Raw genomic sequence first — 13,465 nt, forward strand, 5'->3', positions numbered from 1 at the left:
ATCAGGCCTTGTAATCGTGGGGAATGACGGCGGTTGCCTCGATCTCGACCAGCCAGTCGGGACGCGCAAGTGCCGAAACGACCAGCCCGGTGGACACCGGGTGTACGCCCTTGATGTATTCGCCCATGGTCCGGTAGACCGCCTCGCGGTTGCGCACATCGGTCAGAAAGACCTGCACCCGGCAGACATGCTCCATCGCGCCGCCGCATTCTTCCATCAGCTGGCGGATGTTCTGCATGACCTTATGGGTCTGCTCGACCGGGTCGTGGCTTTCGATGTTCTTGGCGTCATCGAGGTTCTGCGGGCACTGGCCGCGCAGGAACACCATTTTGCCCTCGGCAACCACGGCCTGACACAGATCGTTGTCGAGATTTTGCTCGGGGTAGGTGTCTTTGGTGTTGAACTTGCGAATGCGGGTATGAGCCATCTTGGCCTCCGGAAAGTACGGCGAGGGTGGCCGTTCGGCACCCTCGCGATAGAAGTGAATGCGTGAGCCTCAGGCGGTCGCCGCGGCAGGGCTGTCGTGATCGGCCTCTGCTTCGGCGTGGTATTCCATATATTTTGCCTGCGTGGTGATCTGATCTGCGACATGTTTGGCATCATGCCAGACGCCCCAGATGAAACTGGAACCCCGGCGGGACTGCCACGGCAGGCCAAGGAAGAAGATACCCGGAACCTTGCCAACGCCGCGCTGATGGATCGGTCGGCCATTGTCGTCGAAGCAGTCGACCTTCATCCACGTATAGTCGACACCGAAGCCGGTTGCCCAGATGATCGTGGTGATGCCCGCCTCGGCCAGATCGACCGACAGCGTCGGATCGACGGCGTCTTGCGGCAGCTCGCCGAGCAGATGCGCTTCGGGCTCCTCGGGCAGATCGAGGCCGTTCTCCGCGACATAGGCGTCTGCGGCGCGCAGCAGCTTGAGATAGTTGTCGTCGCCGCCCTCGATGTTGCGGCGCAGGTCCGCCGCAAAGCTCAGCTTGCCAGCCGCAAAGCCTTCGGTCCGGCCCAGCAGGGTGATGCCCTGCGCGGCGAGGTTGCGGAAGTCGATGGTCTCGCCGCCGCGCGCGCCGCTGACCGCGATGGTCACATGTTCGGTGCCGGGGGCGGGCGCTTCCATGTTCCAAAGGCCGAGAACGCCCAGCCACCAGACGAAATCACGGCCACGGTAGGCGCGCGGGGGGCGATCATGCGGGCCCACCGACAGATAGACCTTGCGGCCGGCGCGGTTCAGTTCGTCGGCGATCTGCACGCCCGAGGATCCCGCTCCGACCACCAGAATACCGCCCTCGGGAAGATCGGCCGGATTGCGGTACTGGCTGGAATGGATCTGGGTCAGCCCTGCCTCTTCGGGAACGACAGGCGGGATCACCGCGGTCTGGAACGGCCCGGTGGCCGCCACGACGTTGAGCGCCTCGACCACACCTTCCGATGTTTCGATGCGGAAGCCCTGACGCCCCTCGAGCCGCTCGACCTTTGTCACGTCGACCCCGGTGCGGATGGGCGCGTTGATCATCGCAGCGTAGTCCGAGAGATACTCGGCAACGCCGTCCTTGGTGACGAAAGCGTCGGGGTCTGCCCGGAACTCCATCCCGGGAAACCGATCGTGCCAGGCCGGGCCGTTGGCCACGAGCGAGTCCCAGCGCTTCGTCCGCCAGTCCTCTGCGATGCGCGAGCGTTCGAGAACGAGGTGGGAGACGCCCGCACGTCCAAGGTGCTCGCTCATTGCGACGCCAGCCTGTCCCGCTCCGACGACGAGGGTATCAACGCGTTCGATCGACATGTAAAAGTCCTTATTTTGTCCGGCTTTTGGGGCGGCCAGATGAATCTTGACCGACCCTAGACGAGGCCCGGGTTAGTGAAAATTATGGAAAAATTAGTCATTGATTAGTGCAATCCTATGGAGCGGCGCTGGATGTGGGAAAGTGACTTGGTCCCGAGGTGTATGCTGGCTATGTGCGCCGTCATGCTCCAATGTGCCCTCGGCACATCGCGGGTTGCCTCTGTATTCGCTGAGTTCTGCCCGGTCGGAAATCCTCTTGCGAGCAGCCCGGCTGCAGGCGTACAATTACAAACAAAGCATACTGTTTGTATAACGGAGGCGTTTTGATGCGCACGTCGAAGGTAATCCACGTTGTCTCATGCCACGCAGAAGGCGAGGTCGGGGATGTCATCGTTGGCGGCGTCGCGCCGCCGCCCGGTGATACATTGTGGGAGCAGCGCGCTTGGATCGCGCAGGATGAGACACTGCGCAACTTCGTGCTGAACGAGCCCCGAGGCGGCGTCTTCCGGCATGTGAATTTGCTGGTGCCGCCGAAACACCCCGAAGCGCAGGCTGCGTGGATCATCATGGAGCCCGAGGATACGCCCCCGATGTCCGGCTCAAACTCGATCTGCGTGTCGACCGTCCTGCTCGACAGCGGCATTCTTCCGATGCAAGAGCCGGTGACCGAATTGGTCCTCGAAGCGCCGGGCGGTCTGGTGCGGGTTCGCGCGCAGTGCGCGAACGGCAAGGCAGAGCGGATTTTCGTCGAGAACCTGCCGTCCTTCGCCACGCGCCTCGCGGTGCCGCTGGAGGTGCCGGGTCTTGGCCGTATCACCGTCGATACGGCGTTTGGCGGAGACAGCTTTGTGGTGGTGAACCCCGCCGAAATCGGTCTCGAGCTTGAGCAGGGCAACGCCCGCCAGATCGCCGAACTGGGCATTCGGATCACCAATGCCGCCAATGCTGCGTTTCAGTTCGAGCATCCGGAGAAGCCGGACTGGCAGCACCATTCGTTCTGCCTCTTCGCTGGTGAGATCCAGCGCGACGGAAATCACATGCGCGCAAAATCCGTGGTCGCCATCCAACCGGGCAAGCTCGACCGTTCGCCCACCGGCACCGCCGTTTCGGCGCGCATGGCGATCCTGCATGAGCGCGGCGAAATGGGGCTCGACGACCGGTTCACCGCGGAATCGATCATCGGCTCGGAATTCCACGGGCGCATTCTTGGCACGACACAGGTGGGCGATCGTAAGGCGATCCGCCCGGAGCTGAACGGCCGGGGCTGGATCACCGGGACCCATCAGCACATGCTGGATCCGGATGATCCTTGGCCCGCGGGATATCGCCTGTCGGACACCTGGCCGAAGATCACCGGCTGAGGCAACGGCGAGGTGCGGTGTCCGGTCGATTGGCCCGGGACTAAACAAAAAAGAGCGGATGGGGAGACCCACCCGCTCTGAGTACAAACCGGCCCACGCGACATGTGTCGCGCCCCGCCGGTTCGGGGAGGATGTGCTCAGGTGCGCGTCATCACGCGCCCGTCTTTGAGGACCATGGAAATGCCTTCACCTTGGCCCGCAAGGACCGAGATGTCGTCGAGCGGGTTGCCACGCACCGCGATCAGGTCGGCGTGCGCGCCGGGGGCAATGACCCCAATTTCGCCCTCCATCCGCAGCACCCGCGCGGCATCGAGGGTCGCCGAACGGATCACCGCCTGATTGGGCATATAGCGCGCGCGCAGAGCGAACTCGCCGGATTGCTGCGCCTGCATGCCGCCCAGCAGGTCCGAGCCATAGCCCATCAGTGCGCCCGCTTCATGCAGTTTGGACAGGCGTTCGAGCCCCGCCTCGCGCACATCCGCGACCTTGGCGACGCTTTCCGGCGGAAGGCCAAAGCGCGGTCCCTCGGTGGCAAGATAGTCGTAGGTGATATTGGTCGGCACGATGGCCTGCCCTTCGCGGGCGATGCGCGCGATGGTCTCATCGGAAATCAGGTTGCCGTGCTCGATGCATTCGACGCCGCAATCAAGCGCCCGGACAATGGCGCGATCGTCGTAAAGATGGGCCGAGACGTAGGTGCCGAACCCTTTTGCGATCTCGACCGCCGCCTTGATTTCGTCGACCGAGAAGACCAGATAGCCAATCGGATCCGAAGGGGAAGACACGCCGCCATCGGCCATGATCTTGATGAACTGAGCGCCGCCCTTGATCTCTTCACGTGCGGCGCGCTGCACTTCGGCCACGCCGTCGCAAATCCGCCCGAGCGTGCCGAGGCGATCAGCATACCAGCTCACGTCGCGGTTCGAATAGCTCCCGCGGTAGTCGGTATGCCCCCCGGTTTGCGACAGGGCCTTGCCGCAGATGACCAGCCGCGGCGCGGCGATCGCGCCTTCATCCGATGCCATCTTGAGCCCAATATCCGCCCCGCCAAGGTCGCGCACCGTGGTGAAGCCGCGCATTAGCATGTCGTTCATCAGTTTGAGCGACCGGATGGTGACAAGGCTGTTGGGGAGTTCGGCGTTCTGCCCGAGATTTGCGGTGGTCGCGATGACATGGACGTGACAGTCGATCAGGCCCGGCATGACGATCCCGCCTTCGAGGTCGATGGTCTCGTCGGCCGAAAAGCGCAGTCCAGATCCGACCTCGACAAAGCGGCCGTTCTCGATGGCGATGTCCAGCGGCTCGGTGGGGCGGTCTTGGCTACCATCGACGATAGCGGCGTTGCGGATGAGTTTGGTGCTCATAGTCGTTCCTTCCCGCAGGATCGGTGGGTCAGGCGTCGAATGACGCGGCGTGGCGATTGATCTCGGCCCGGTAGGCCGGGACCAGACATTGCGCGAGGTGTTCGAAGGCGGCGAGCTGCGCGTCGTCATAGGCCCCGGAACGCTCGGAGATCGACACCACGCCCAGCACCTCGCCGTTGTCGCGCACCGGCGCTGACAGATTGGCGATGCACCCCATGCTGACCAGCAGGTCCGCATCAGGGAAGGCCCAGCGAAGTTCGGTCTCGTCGCGGCACAGCACCGGCACGCCGCCCTTGAGGAGCTTGGCCCCCCAAGGCGTGGGTCCCATCGGCTTCCAAACGCCGAGCGGATAGCGCTCGAGGTCATCGCTGAAGACCCGGAGAATGGCCCCGCGATCGGGGTCCCAGAGCAGCGCCGAGAAGAGCTTGCTGCCGAAGGTCTCCTTGGAGATCGTCAGCATCTCGGAAAAGAGCGCGACACTGTCACCCTGAGCGGCGACGCCGTTCAAACGGGTCACCAGAGCGCGCAGTGTGTCGGCGGAGGGGGCGGGCATCAAAGTCATCGGTTGTAGATCACATCAGGAAGAAAAAGGACAATTTGCGGGAAGATGGTGACGATCAGCAGACCAAGGACCATAAGCAGGAAGAACGGCGTCGCAGCGCGGGCGACCTGGCCGATCGACCAGCCGGTGACCCCCTGCAGCACGAACAGGTTGAAGCCGACGGGCGGTGTGACCTGCGCCATCTCGACCATGAGCACGAGGTAGATGCCGAACCAGATCGGATCGAAGCCAGCCTGCAGCACAAGCGGCAGCGCGATCGGCAGGCTCATCACCACGATCGAATTGCCGTCAAGGATGATCCCGAGACCAAGGTAAAAGACCGTCAGCAGCGCAAGCAGCGCATAGGGCGACAGGTTCATGGCGCCGATGGCCGCGGCAACGTCGGCGGGAATGTGCAGATAGCCCATCGCCGTCGAGAGGAACGCCGCAAAGATGAGGATCGAGCAGACCATGGTGCTGGTGCGCGCGGTTCCAAGCAGGGTGTCGCGCATCATCGACAGGCTGAACTGGCCGGTGGCGATGGTGATACAGGTCGCCGCAAGCACCCCCATGGCTGCCGCTTCCGATGGCGTTGCGACACCGGAATAGATCGAGCCAAGAACGGTGCCCATCAATATGCCGATGGGTAGCAGGTTCGCCAGCGCGATTAGATAGTCGCGGATGCGGCGTTTCGGCAGGTCAGAGGGCGCAACCGACGGGTCGAGCAGTGCGCGGATCATTACGTAGCAGACATAGAGCGCCGCAATCAGCAACCCGGGCAGGATGCCCGCGGCAAAGAGGCGGGTGATCGATTGCTCAGCGAGGATGCCATAGACGATCATCAGGATCGAAGGCGGGATCAGCAGGCCAAGGCTCCCGGCCCCGGCGATCGAGCCGACCGACAGGCTCTTGTCATAACCGCGCCGAAACAGTTCGACCGTGGTGATGCGCCCGACGGTCGCCGTCGTCGCTGGCGACGAGCCACTGATCGCGGCAAAGAGGGTGCAGCCCAGCACATTGGTATGAAGCAGCCCGCCGGGGATCCGCTCGACGAAGGGCGAGAGGCCCTTGAACAGGCGGTCGGAAATGTCGGTGCGGAAAATGATTTCGCCCATCCAGATGAACATCGGGATCGAGGCCAATTCCCAGCTCGATGCGTAGCGGATGACGATCCCGGCGGCGATGGTCGAGATGCGGTCGACGGGCATGCCCTGCACGAAGAGAAGGCTGAGGCCCGCGACCAATGCCAGCGACAAGAAGACCCAGAGGCCGGCGCCAAGCGTGACGATCAGCATTCCGAGGACCGCGAGCGCCGCGATGAGTGCTTCCATGTTTATTGCCTATTCGTTGGGTCTGGCCGCGACGGAGCCGGTCGCGTTCATTCCGTCGGGCTGGACGGCGGGACGGTGGCGGGTGATGCGTGCCCGGTCAGATGCCGCAGCCCGAACGCGAAGAGTTGCAGGGCAAAGAGTGCCAGCCCCACAAGGATGATGGCCTCGGGGATCCAGGTCGGCACGGCTGCGATGCTGCTGGAGACGGTGCCGCGTTTGTAGGCGCGGGCGACGCGGATCCAATAGCTGTTCGCCAGCAGGATCACCAAGCCAACACTCACGAAGGAAGCCAAGGCGAGGACGATCCGCGCAACACGATCGGAAAAATGCTGCGTCAGAACCGTGACGCGGATGAGGGACTCTGTTTCGAGCGCGTAGCCGAGCGAGAAGAAGATGAAGCCGCTAAGGGCGTAGCCGACGAATTCATCCATAACGAAGGTCGACGTGTGGAACACCGACCGGAGCACGATCTCGTAGATCACATGGCCGACCATGTAGAGAAGCGTCAGACAGGCGAAGGCCGCAGCGACTTGCGACAGGCGAAAGCAGTAGAGATAGCACCGTGCCATCGTGGTCGTTCCTTCGGGCTCTGAGAGGGAGGGGCGGTCGGGGATGGGATTTCCCCGACCGCAGGCGGAGTTACTTCTCTCGCGCGGCCTCATAGGCGTCAAGGATCGCGCGGCCCTCATCGCCGACGCTTTCCAGCCATTCGTCGATGAACGGCTGGGCAGATGCGGTCAGGAACTCCGAGAATTCAGCGGGCACTTCCTCGACGACGGTCATGCCATGCTCGCGCATCGTGGCGAAGTTGTCCTGCGAGCGGGTCTCGAGCAGTTTCCATCCCTTGGCTTCGGCTTCGGCCGCCGCCTCGAGGATTGCGTTCTGTTCGTCTTCGTCGAGCGCGTCAAAGACATCGGCGTTCATGTGGATCGCCTGCATCGGCATGGCGTAGTTCACGACCGTGAAGTGATCGAGCTGTTCCCACATCTGAATGCCGACACCGCCGTCGGCGGAGGTGAGCACGGAGTCGATGGCATTGGTCGACAGCTGCGCGGGCACGTCAGCCCATCCGATCTGCACCGGGAACGCACCTGCGTTGCGCATCGTCTCGGTAGACGAGACATCATAGGTGCGGACCTTGAGCCCATCGAGCGCCTCTTTCGAGTCGAGCGCGCTGTGGCCCCAGAGTCCCGAGGACGGCCAAGGCGTCGCAACCAGCAGGATCTGGCCGTAGTCCGCCATCTTTTCCTTGTAGGTCGGCATCACAGCTTCATAGAGCGCCTTGGTGTCGGCGGCCGTCGGCGCGATGAAGGGCAGCGACGGCAGCTGGAACAGCGGATCGATCCCCGTCCAGAACACCAGCGAAGAGGAGGCCAGTTCGAGCGCGCCATCGCCCACGGCATCGAACTGCTCGAGCGACTTATAGCCAAGCGCGCCGCCATGGTGGTTGGTGATCTCGATCTCGCCGTTGGTCAGCTCTTCGACCCGTTCGGCAAAGAAATCAGCCGTGGTGGCGTGGATCGACGACGCGGGATATTCGTTCGCGAGGTTCATCGACTGCTGCGCCTGCAGGGGAAGGGACGCGGACAGAAACGCGCCGGTCGCCAGGACGGATAGGGGCAGGGTGCGGGAAATATTCATTTGGGTTTGCTCTCTGTTGCGATCGTTTTTTGCCTTAGGGTACGGCTTGACATGAAGATTACATACATACAGGTTTGTTGGCAAGTGAGCGGAAACCTCACATCCCGGCGAAGGGCCCTGCATTTCCTGCAGCGTTGCTGAAAATCCGGGCACTTTGGTCCCACAGGAGATGCCAATGACCACTGCTTTTCTAAATGCCCGCGTTTTTGACGGACGCAACCCGACCCTGCGGGACGGGCTCGTCGTGCTTGTGCGGGACGGGATCATCGCCGAGATCGGCGAAGACGTTGCAATCCCGGATGATGCAGAGCGGGTTGACTGCGGGGGCAGGGTGCTGACCCCGGGCCTTATCGACGGCCATGTGCATGTGGTTGCCAACAGCGTCGATCTGACGGCGGGCGTCCAGTGGCCCAGCTTCGTCTTCGCGCAGGCGGGCCATATCATGCGCGGGATGCTGGATCGTGGTTTCACCACGGTGCGCGACGCGGGCGGCGCCGATGCGGGTCTTGTGCGGGCCGTCGAGGAAGGCTGGCTGAAAGGGCCGCGTCTGGTGATTTCGGGTCTGGCGCTGAGCCAGACCGGCGGCCACGGCGACATGCGCACGATCTATCGCGCCCCCGGCGAGGCGACGCACGATCGGGTCGGCTCGATGATCGGGCGGATCTGCAACGGCGTTGCGGAAGTGCGCGAAGCGGCCCGGGATGAAATGCGCAAAGGCGCCAAGCTGGTCAAGATCATGGCCTCCGGCGGTGCGGCCTCGGTGACGGACCCGATTGGCAACACGCAATTCTCTGGCGAAGAACTGCGCGCGATCGTCGAAGAAGCCGTCGCATGGAACACCTATGTGATGGCACATGCTTATACGCCGCGTGCCATCACCGCGGCCATCGAGGCTGGCTGTCACACGATCGAACACGGCAATCTCATCGATGAGGCCACCGCAAAGCTGATGGCGGAAAAGGGCGCTTGGCTTTGCCCGACCCTCGTTGCGTCGGACATCCTGACCAAGTTTGCGGACAAATACGGCTTTAGCGACACCAGCATGAAAAAGATCGCCTTCGTTTGCGAGCGCGGTCTCGAAAGTCTTCAGATTGCCCGCGCAGCAAACGTGAATGTCGGCTTCGGCACCGATCTTCTGGGGCTCGAACTGCATGAGTATCAATGCAACGAGTTCACCATCCGCGCCAAGGTCGAAGACCCGGTCGACACGCTGATCTCCGCGACCTCCCGCAACGCAGAGATGATGTGCATGGCGGGCGAAATCGGCGAGATCGTCGTGGGCGCGCGCGCCGATATCCTGGTGGTGGACGGCGATCCGACGACCGATCCCGAAGTGTTCACCCGCCACGGCGAGACGCTGAAAGTCATCATGAAAGACGGTGCGTTCCACAAGAACGATTTTGCTGCGTAATCACTGCCAAGGCGCGGCGCCTATTCGGGCGTCGCGCGCAAACTCGGAGAGAACGCCGGGTCGTTCTCCATGATTGTCCGAAGCATGCGCTTCCAGTCCTGCAACAGCAGCGTCTGGCTCTCGGGCCGACTGTCAAAGCTCGCATGGACGGCGACACCGCGCATCACGCTGAGATTGATCTGAACGAAACGCGCCACCGCCGGGTCTTCGGGCGGCAGGCTCAGCATCTGCGCGATCATCCGATCACGGCGGCTGGTCCATCGGTCAAGAACGCACCGCAGTCCCTGCCCGAGTTCATCGTCAATTCTGGCCGCCAGCATCATCTCGAGAGAGGCGACATAGCGCCCGGTGTCGAACAGTTTGTCCCAGAGCACGTCGATCAGTTCTTCAGGGCTGAGATGCGGAACCATACCCTCCAGACTGAAAGGCCATTCAGCCTCCCATCTGGTGACCAGATGTTCGAAGGCCGCGATGATCAGCTCGTTGCGGCTGGCGAAGTGGTGGGTCAGTGCGCCGCGCGACACCTTCGCACGGCGAGAGATTTCCTGCGTCGAGGTTTTGACGTAGCCCAGCTCGCTCAGGGTTTCGAGCGCCGCCTCACAAAGTTGGTTTCGCGTGGTCTCCGACCTCTCGGCCTGTGTGCGACGCTTGCCGCCGTTCGTTTCGGTCACCGGATGCCTCTCAGATCATGACGTCTCACTGTTCCGTGACAAAATAAGCAAACACGCGAGTTTGTAACAGGGCTGAACGTCATTCTCTGAAAACAGGACTTCGGGGCGTGACGCGCCTGCTACCGGTAGGACAAAGTGGGCAGCCAGAGCGTCAGCGCAGGGAAGAGGATCAGGATCAGCAGCGTGAGCACATCCATCGCCACGAACCACCAGACTCCGCGAAAGATCTCTTTGAGCGTGACCATCTCTCCCAGCGCGCCTTTGATCATATAGACGTTCAAGCCCACCGGAGGGGTCACCAGCCCGACCTCGAGCAGCTTGACCACGATGATGCCGAACCAGATCGGGTCCATGCCGACTTCGTTGATCAGCGGCAGCATGATCGGGATCGTCAGCAGCAGAAGCCCGATGCTATCGATCAGCATCCCAAGCACCACATAGATGACCGCGACCGCGAGCAGGATCCACCAAAGCTCGGAACTGACACCAAGGATCAGCCGCGCGAAGGCTTCGGGTAGGCCGGACAGCGCGAGGAAGCGGGTGAAGAAGAGCGAGCCGATCAAGATGATAAAGATGGAGCCGGTCGCGACCACCGCGTCGCGGATCGCCGACATCAGCGCTTTGCGTGTGAGGCGACCCTGAGCAAGCGCAATAACCAGCGCCACTGCAACCCCGATGGCACCCGCCTCTGTGGGCGAGAACAGCCCGGCGAAGATACCGCCAAGCACTGAGACGATCAGCAGGGGAAGAGGCCAGATGTCGCGATAGGCTTCGCGGCGCTCTTCGGGCGAGATCTCGGTGGCGACGCTGCCCGCCAGATCGGGGTTCAGCTTCACCCGGATGATGATCATGGCCATATAGATCAGCGCCGACAGAATGCCGGGGATGAAGCCCGCCATGAACAGCTGCCCGACAGAGACCTGCGCGTAGACACCATAGAGGATGAGCAGAACCGACGGCGGGATCAGCGAGCCCAATGTGCCAGAGGCGGCGATCGTCCCGGTGGCGAGGCCGCGATTGTAGCCGCTGCGCAGCATCTCGGGCACGGCAATGCGCGACATCGCCGAAGCGGTGGCGGTGGATGAGCCGGCGGCGGCGGCAAAGAACGCGCAGGCGGCGACCGACGACACGGCAAGGCCGCCGGGCAGCCGCGCGAGGGCGATCCGCAGCGCGGTGAACAGCCCGCGGGTCATTTCGGTCGATGAGCAGATGAACCCCATGAGCAGGAACATCGGCGCGGCCGACAGTTCCCATTGGCCGACATAGTCAAAGGGTGTGGCCGAGATCATCCCCCATGCCACACTGAAGCTGAACATCTGCGCGATGCCGAGCACCGAGACGAGGCCGAGGCTAAGGCCGATCGGAACGCGCAGCGCGATCAGCACAAGCGCCGCGACGGTATAGAGGATGCCGATTTCGAGATTGCTCATATTTGGCCTCAGTATGGCTCGCGGCGGGCGAGCGCCGAGAAGAAGTTGGACGTCAGCGCCAGCACAAGCCCAAGGAAGCCGACCGGGAGCAGCCAGCGCGCCGGCCAGATTTGGAAGATGAAGTTCGCCATGACGGTTTCGGTCCGCTGCGTCGCCTTGATGGCGTCCAACAGCGTCTGCCAGCCGAGACATCCGAAGAAGACCAGCCCGAGGAGGCAGGAAAACAGATACAGCGCCAACTGGACCGTTTTGGGCATGTATTGCGCAAACAGATCCACCCGGATGTTCTGATGCGTCAGCTCCACATATCCCAAGGACAAGAACACCAAGCCGACCATATTGTAGTAGGAAATCACCTCGAGGGTGCCGATCACCGCGCTGTTGAACAGCGCGCGGATGACCACGTCAGTGGTGACCTGCACCGCCATCAACACGATGGCGACCGAAGCGAGGACCAGAAATAGCCGGTTGGTGAAGGATGCGATCCGCGTGAACATCGGTGTCGGCTCCGTGACAGCAAAGGGCCGACGCGGAGGTCCCGCGCCGGCCTATTTTCAGTTGATGCCGTAGCTGGCAGGCTCGAGCGTGTCGTAGATTTCGCTTTCGACAAGCGCGGTCAGCGCATCCTCGTCCGAGCGATCAACACCCTCGAGAAGGCCTTCCCATTTCTCGACCACGGCACGGAAATCGTCGATCAGCGCCTGTGCGTCGGTGATGCCGTATTTCTGTTCTGCCGTTTCATAGATGCCTTCAAGCGCCTTGGCCCGGAACGCCTCGACCGACTCCATAAGATCGGCCTCCGGCTCATAGATGTTGTTGCCCTTCTCGGCCGAAGCCTCCAGCGCGTCGCGCGCCGCCGCATCATAGCCGATCGCCAGCCGCACCATGGCGCGGGCCGTCGCCGTCATCAGCACGCTTCGGTTGTCGTCGGTGAGCGAGGCCCAGAAATCGGCGTTATAGCCCCACATCGGTCCGGACCAGTACATGCCCGTCGGCAGCAATGTGGTGTGTTCCGAGACCTCCCACAGCGAGCGGTCGATCAGATCGTTCGCCGCGTTCGAGGCACAGTCGAGCGTGCCGCGCTCGAGGCCGGTATACATTTCGCTCGAGGGCACGTTGACCGGGATGCCGCCTGCTTCCTCGACCCAGGCCGAGACGGTCGAGCCTGCGGTGCGAATGCGCTTGCCTTTCAGTTCCGCAAGGTTGCGCACCGGTTCGCGGCAGAAAAGCACATAGGGCGGGGTGGCATAGCCGCCGAGATACACCAGACCAAGGTCGCGCCATTCGTCCATCTGTATCTGATTGTGCATGGAGAAATCGGAGATCGCGAACTGCATCACGAACTGATCCGAGTAGTTGAAGCCCAGTTCCTGCACCGCGTTCGCAACCGGCATCTCAGAGGGCGTATAGACGGCGCTCTGATGCGCCAGCTGAACGATATTGTCCTGCGTTCCCTGAAGGTTTGCGCGCGGGGCAAGCAGAACCGTGCCGGTGTAGACATCCGGCACGAGATCTCCGTCCGAGAGCGCTTTCACCTGCTCGGCCCATTCCAGATAGGTGTATTTGGCCAGCGGGGTTGCCGCGTCGAAGAAGTCGTTCGCGATGAACTTTGTTTCGGCCTGTGCCGGCACGGCGAGCGCTGCGCAAGCGACGGCAGCCGAGAGAATTTTGCTGTAGGGGATGGTCATCTCTTTTTCCTGTTGGACACTTATTATTCACAAACAGTCTTGTCTGTTTTGAACATGGAGACCTTTTTTCCCCGAGATGTCCACCCCTTGACGTAAATTTCGACCGTTTCGCCCCTCTGCTGCTAAAATCCAGACGCCTACGGCCCGCGCTTTGCGCAGAGCGCGGGTGCATCTGTGCACGGGCTTTGCTTATGGCGTTTTAGCTGGATGCAAAAAGGCCCGCCGTTGGGGCGGGCCTTTCGCA

Annotated in this window: 13 protein-coding genes; 2 read left to right on the top strand and 11 right to left on the bottom strand. The window is 62.3% G+C overall.

The window, feature by feature from the left end:
• Position 1: 1 nt before the first annotated feature.
• Positions 2 to 427: a RidA family protein gene (locus G0A00_RS22165; protein ID WP_164184483.1), complete on the bottom strand. Its 426-nt coding sequence runs from the start codon at positions 425 to 427 to the stop codon at positions 2 to 4.
• A 69-nt stretch (positions 428 to 496) separates the two neighbouring features.
• Positions 497 to 1,783, bottom strand: a complete 1,287-nt coding sequence (locus tag G0A00_RS22170) for an NAD(P)/FAD-dependent oxidoreductase (RefSeq protein ID WP_164184484.1) — start codon at positions 1,781 to 1,783, stop codon at positions 497 to 499.
• Between the two features lie 326 nt (positions 1,784 to 2,109).
• Between G0A00_RS22170 and G0A00_RS22175 the strand changes: the two genes are divergently transcribed.
• Positions 2,110 to 3,144 (top strand): proline racemase family protein, encoded by a 1,035-nt coding sequence (locus tag G0A00_RS22175; RefSeq protein ID WP_164184485.1) that lies wholly within the window; start codon positions 2,110 to 2,112, stop codon positions 3,142 to 3,144.
• 137 nt (positions 3,145 to 3,281) lie between these two features.
• Here the strand turns inward: G0A00_RS22175 and G0A00_RS22180 are convergent, their stop codons facing one another.
• The 5 genes from G0A00_RS22180 to G0A00_RS22200 form a co-directional block, all read right to left on the bottom strand.
• Positions 3,282 to 4,508 (bottom strand): amidohydrolase family protein, encoded by a 1,227-nt coding sequence (locus G0A00_RS22180; RefSeq protein ID WP_164184486.1) that lies wholly within the window; start codon positions 4,506 to 4,508, stop codon positions 3,282 to 3,284.
• A 28-nt stretch (positions 4,509 to 4,536) separates the two neighbouring features.
• Complete coding sequence (locus G0A00_RS22185) at positions 4,537 to 5,061, bottom strand: GAF domain-containing protein (protein ID WP_164184487.1); 525 nt, start codon at positions 5,059 to 5,061, stop codon at positions 4,537 to 4,539.
• 5 nt (positions 5,062 to 5,066) lie between these two features.
• Entirely contained in the window at positions 5,067 to 6,380 is a 1,314-nt protein-coding gene (locus G0A00_RS22190; RefSeq protein WP_164184488.1) for a TRAP transporter large permease, read from the bottom strand.
• A 47-nt stretch (positions 6,381 to 6,427) separates the two neighbouring features.
• Positions 6,428 to 6,949: a TRAP transporter small permease subunit gene (locus tag G0A00_RS22195; protein ID WP_164184489.1), complete on the bottom strand. Its 522-nt coding sequence runs from the start codon at positions 6,947 to 6,949 to the stop codon at positions 6,428 to 6,430.
• Positions 6,950 to 7,019: 70 nt separating this feature from the next.
• Complete coding sequence (locus G0A00_RS22200; RefSeq protein WP_164214280.1) at positions 7,020 to 7,934, bottom strand: TRAP transporter substrate-binding protein; 915 nt, start codon at positions 7,932 to 7,934, stop codon at positions 7,020 to 7,022.
• Between the two features lie 262 nt (positions 7,935 to 8,196).
• On the opposite strand from G0A00_RS22200, the gene G0A00_RS22205 reads away from it, so the two are divergent.
• A complete protein-coding gene (locus G0A00_RS22205; protein ID WP_203595477.1) occupies positions 8,197 to 9,432 on the top strand; it encodes an amidohydrolase family protein in 1,236 nt (411 codons plus the stop codon).
• 20 nt (positions 9,433 to 9,452) lie between these two features.
• Here G0A00_RS22205 and G0A00_RS22210 read toward each other — a convergent pair whose 3' ends face one another.
• The 4 genes from G0A00_RS22210 to G0A00_RS22225 all read right to left on the bottom strand — a co-directional run bounded on the left by G0A00_RS22210 (position 9,453) and on the right by G0A00_RS22225 (position 13,221).
• Positions 9,453 to 10,103 (bottom strand): TetR/AcrR family transcriptional regulator, encoded by a 651-nt coding sequence (locus G0A00_RS22210; RefSeq protein ID WP_164184492.1) that lies wholly within the window; start codon positions 10,101 to 10,103, stop codon positions 9,453 to 9,455.
• A 119-nt stretch (positions 10,104 to 10,222) separates the two neighbouring features.
• Complete coding sequence (locus G0A00_RS22215) at positions 10,223 to 11,533, bottom strand: TRAP transporter large permease (RefSeq protein ID WP_164184493.1); 1,311 nt, start codon at positions 11,531 to 11,533, stop codon at positions 10,223 to 10,225.
• An 8-nt stretch (positions 11,534 to 11,541) separates the two neighbouring features.
• The gene (locus G0A00_RS22220; protein ID WP_164184494.1) at positions 11,542 to 12,030 is read right to left on the bottom strand and encodes a TRAP transporter small permease; all 489 of its coding nucleotides are present in this window, start codon (positions 12,028 to 12,030) and stop codon (positions 11,542 to 11,544) included.
• Positions 12,031 to 12,087: 57 nt separating this feature from the next.
• Positions 12,088 to 13,221: a C4-dicarboxylate TRAP transporter substrate-binding protein gene (locus G0A00_RS22225; protein ID WP_164184495.1), complete on the bottom strand. Its 1,134-nt coding sequence runs from the start codon at positions 13,219 to 13,221 to the stop codon at positions 12,088 to 12,090.
• Between the last annotated feature and the right edge of the window lie 244 nt (positions 13,222 to 13,465).

The organism is Salipiger sp. PrR002 (genome assembly GCF_010500775.1).
Lineage (GTDB): Bacteria > Pseudomonadota > Alphaproteobacteria > Rhodobacterales > Rhodobacteraceae > Salipiger.

Coding starts and splice junctions, on each gene's coding strand:
- G0A00_RS22165 (WP_164184483.1), bottom strand. CDS start 427: ATGGCTCATACCCGCATTCGCAAGTTCAACACCAAAGACACCTACCCC.
- G0A00_RS22170 (WP_164184484.1), bottom strand. CDS start 1,783: ATGTCGATCGAACGCGTTGATACCCTCGTCGTCGGAGCGGGACAGGCT.
- G0A00_RS22175 (WP_164184485.1), top strand. CDS start 2,110: ATGCGCACGTCGAAGGTAATCCACGTTGTCTCATGCCACGCAGAAGGC.
- G0A00_RS22180 (WP_164184486.1), bottom strand. CDS start 4,508: ATGAGCACCAAACTCATCCGCAACGCCGCTATCGTCGATGGTAGCCAA.
- G0A00_RS22185 (WP_164184487.1), bottom strand. CDS start 5,061: ATGCCCGCCCCCTCCGCCGACACACTGCGCGCTCTGGTGACCCGTTTG.
- G0A00_RS22190 (WP_164184488.1), bottom strand. CDS start 6,380: ATGGAAGCACTCATCGCGGCGCTCGCGGTCCTCGGAATGCTGATCGTC.
- G0A00_RS22195 (WP_164184489.1), bottom strand. CDS start 6,949: ATGGCACGGTGCTATCTCTACTGCTTTCGCCTGTCGCAAGTCGCTGCG.
- G0A00_RS22200 (WP_164214280.1), bottom strand. CDS start 7,934: ATGAACCTCGCGAACGAATATCCCGCGTCGTCGATCCACGCCACCACG.
- G0A00_RS22205 (WP_203595477.1), top strand. CDS start 8,197: ATGACCACTGCTTTTCTAAATGCCCGCGTTTTTGACGGACGCAACCCG.
- G0A00_RS22215 (WP_164184493.1), bottom strand. CDS start 11,533: ATGAGCAATCTCGAAATCGGCATCCTCTATACCGTCGCGGCGCTTGTG.
- G0A00_RS22220 (WP_164184494.1), bottom strand. CDS start 12,030: ATGTTCACGCGGATCGCATCCTTCACCAACCGGCTATTTCTGGTCCTC.
- G0A00_RS22225 (WP_164184495.1), bottom strand. CDS start 13,221: ATGACCATCCCCTACAGCAAAATTCTCTCGGCTGCCGTCGCTTGCGCA.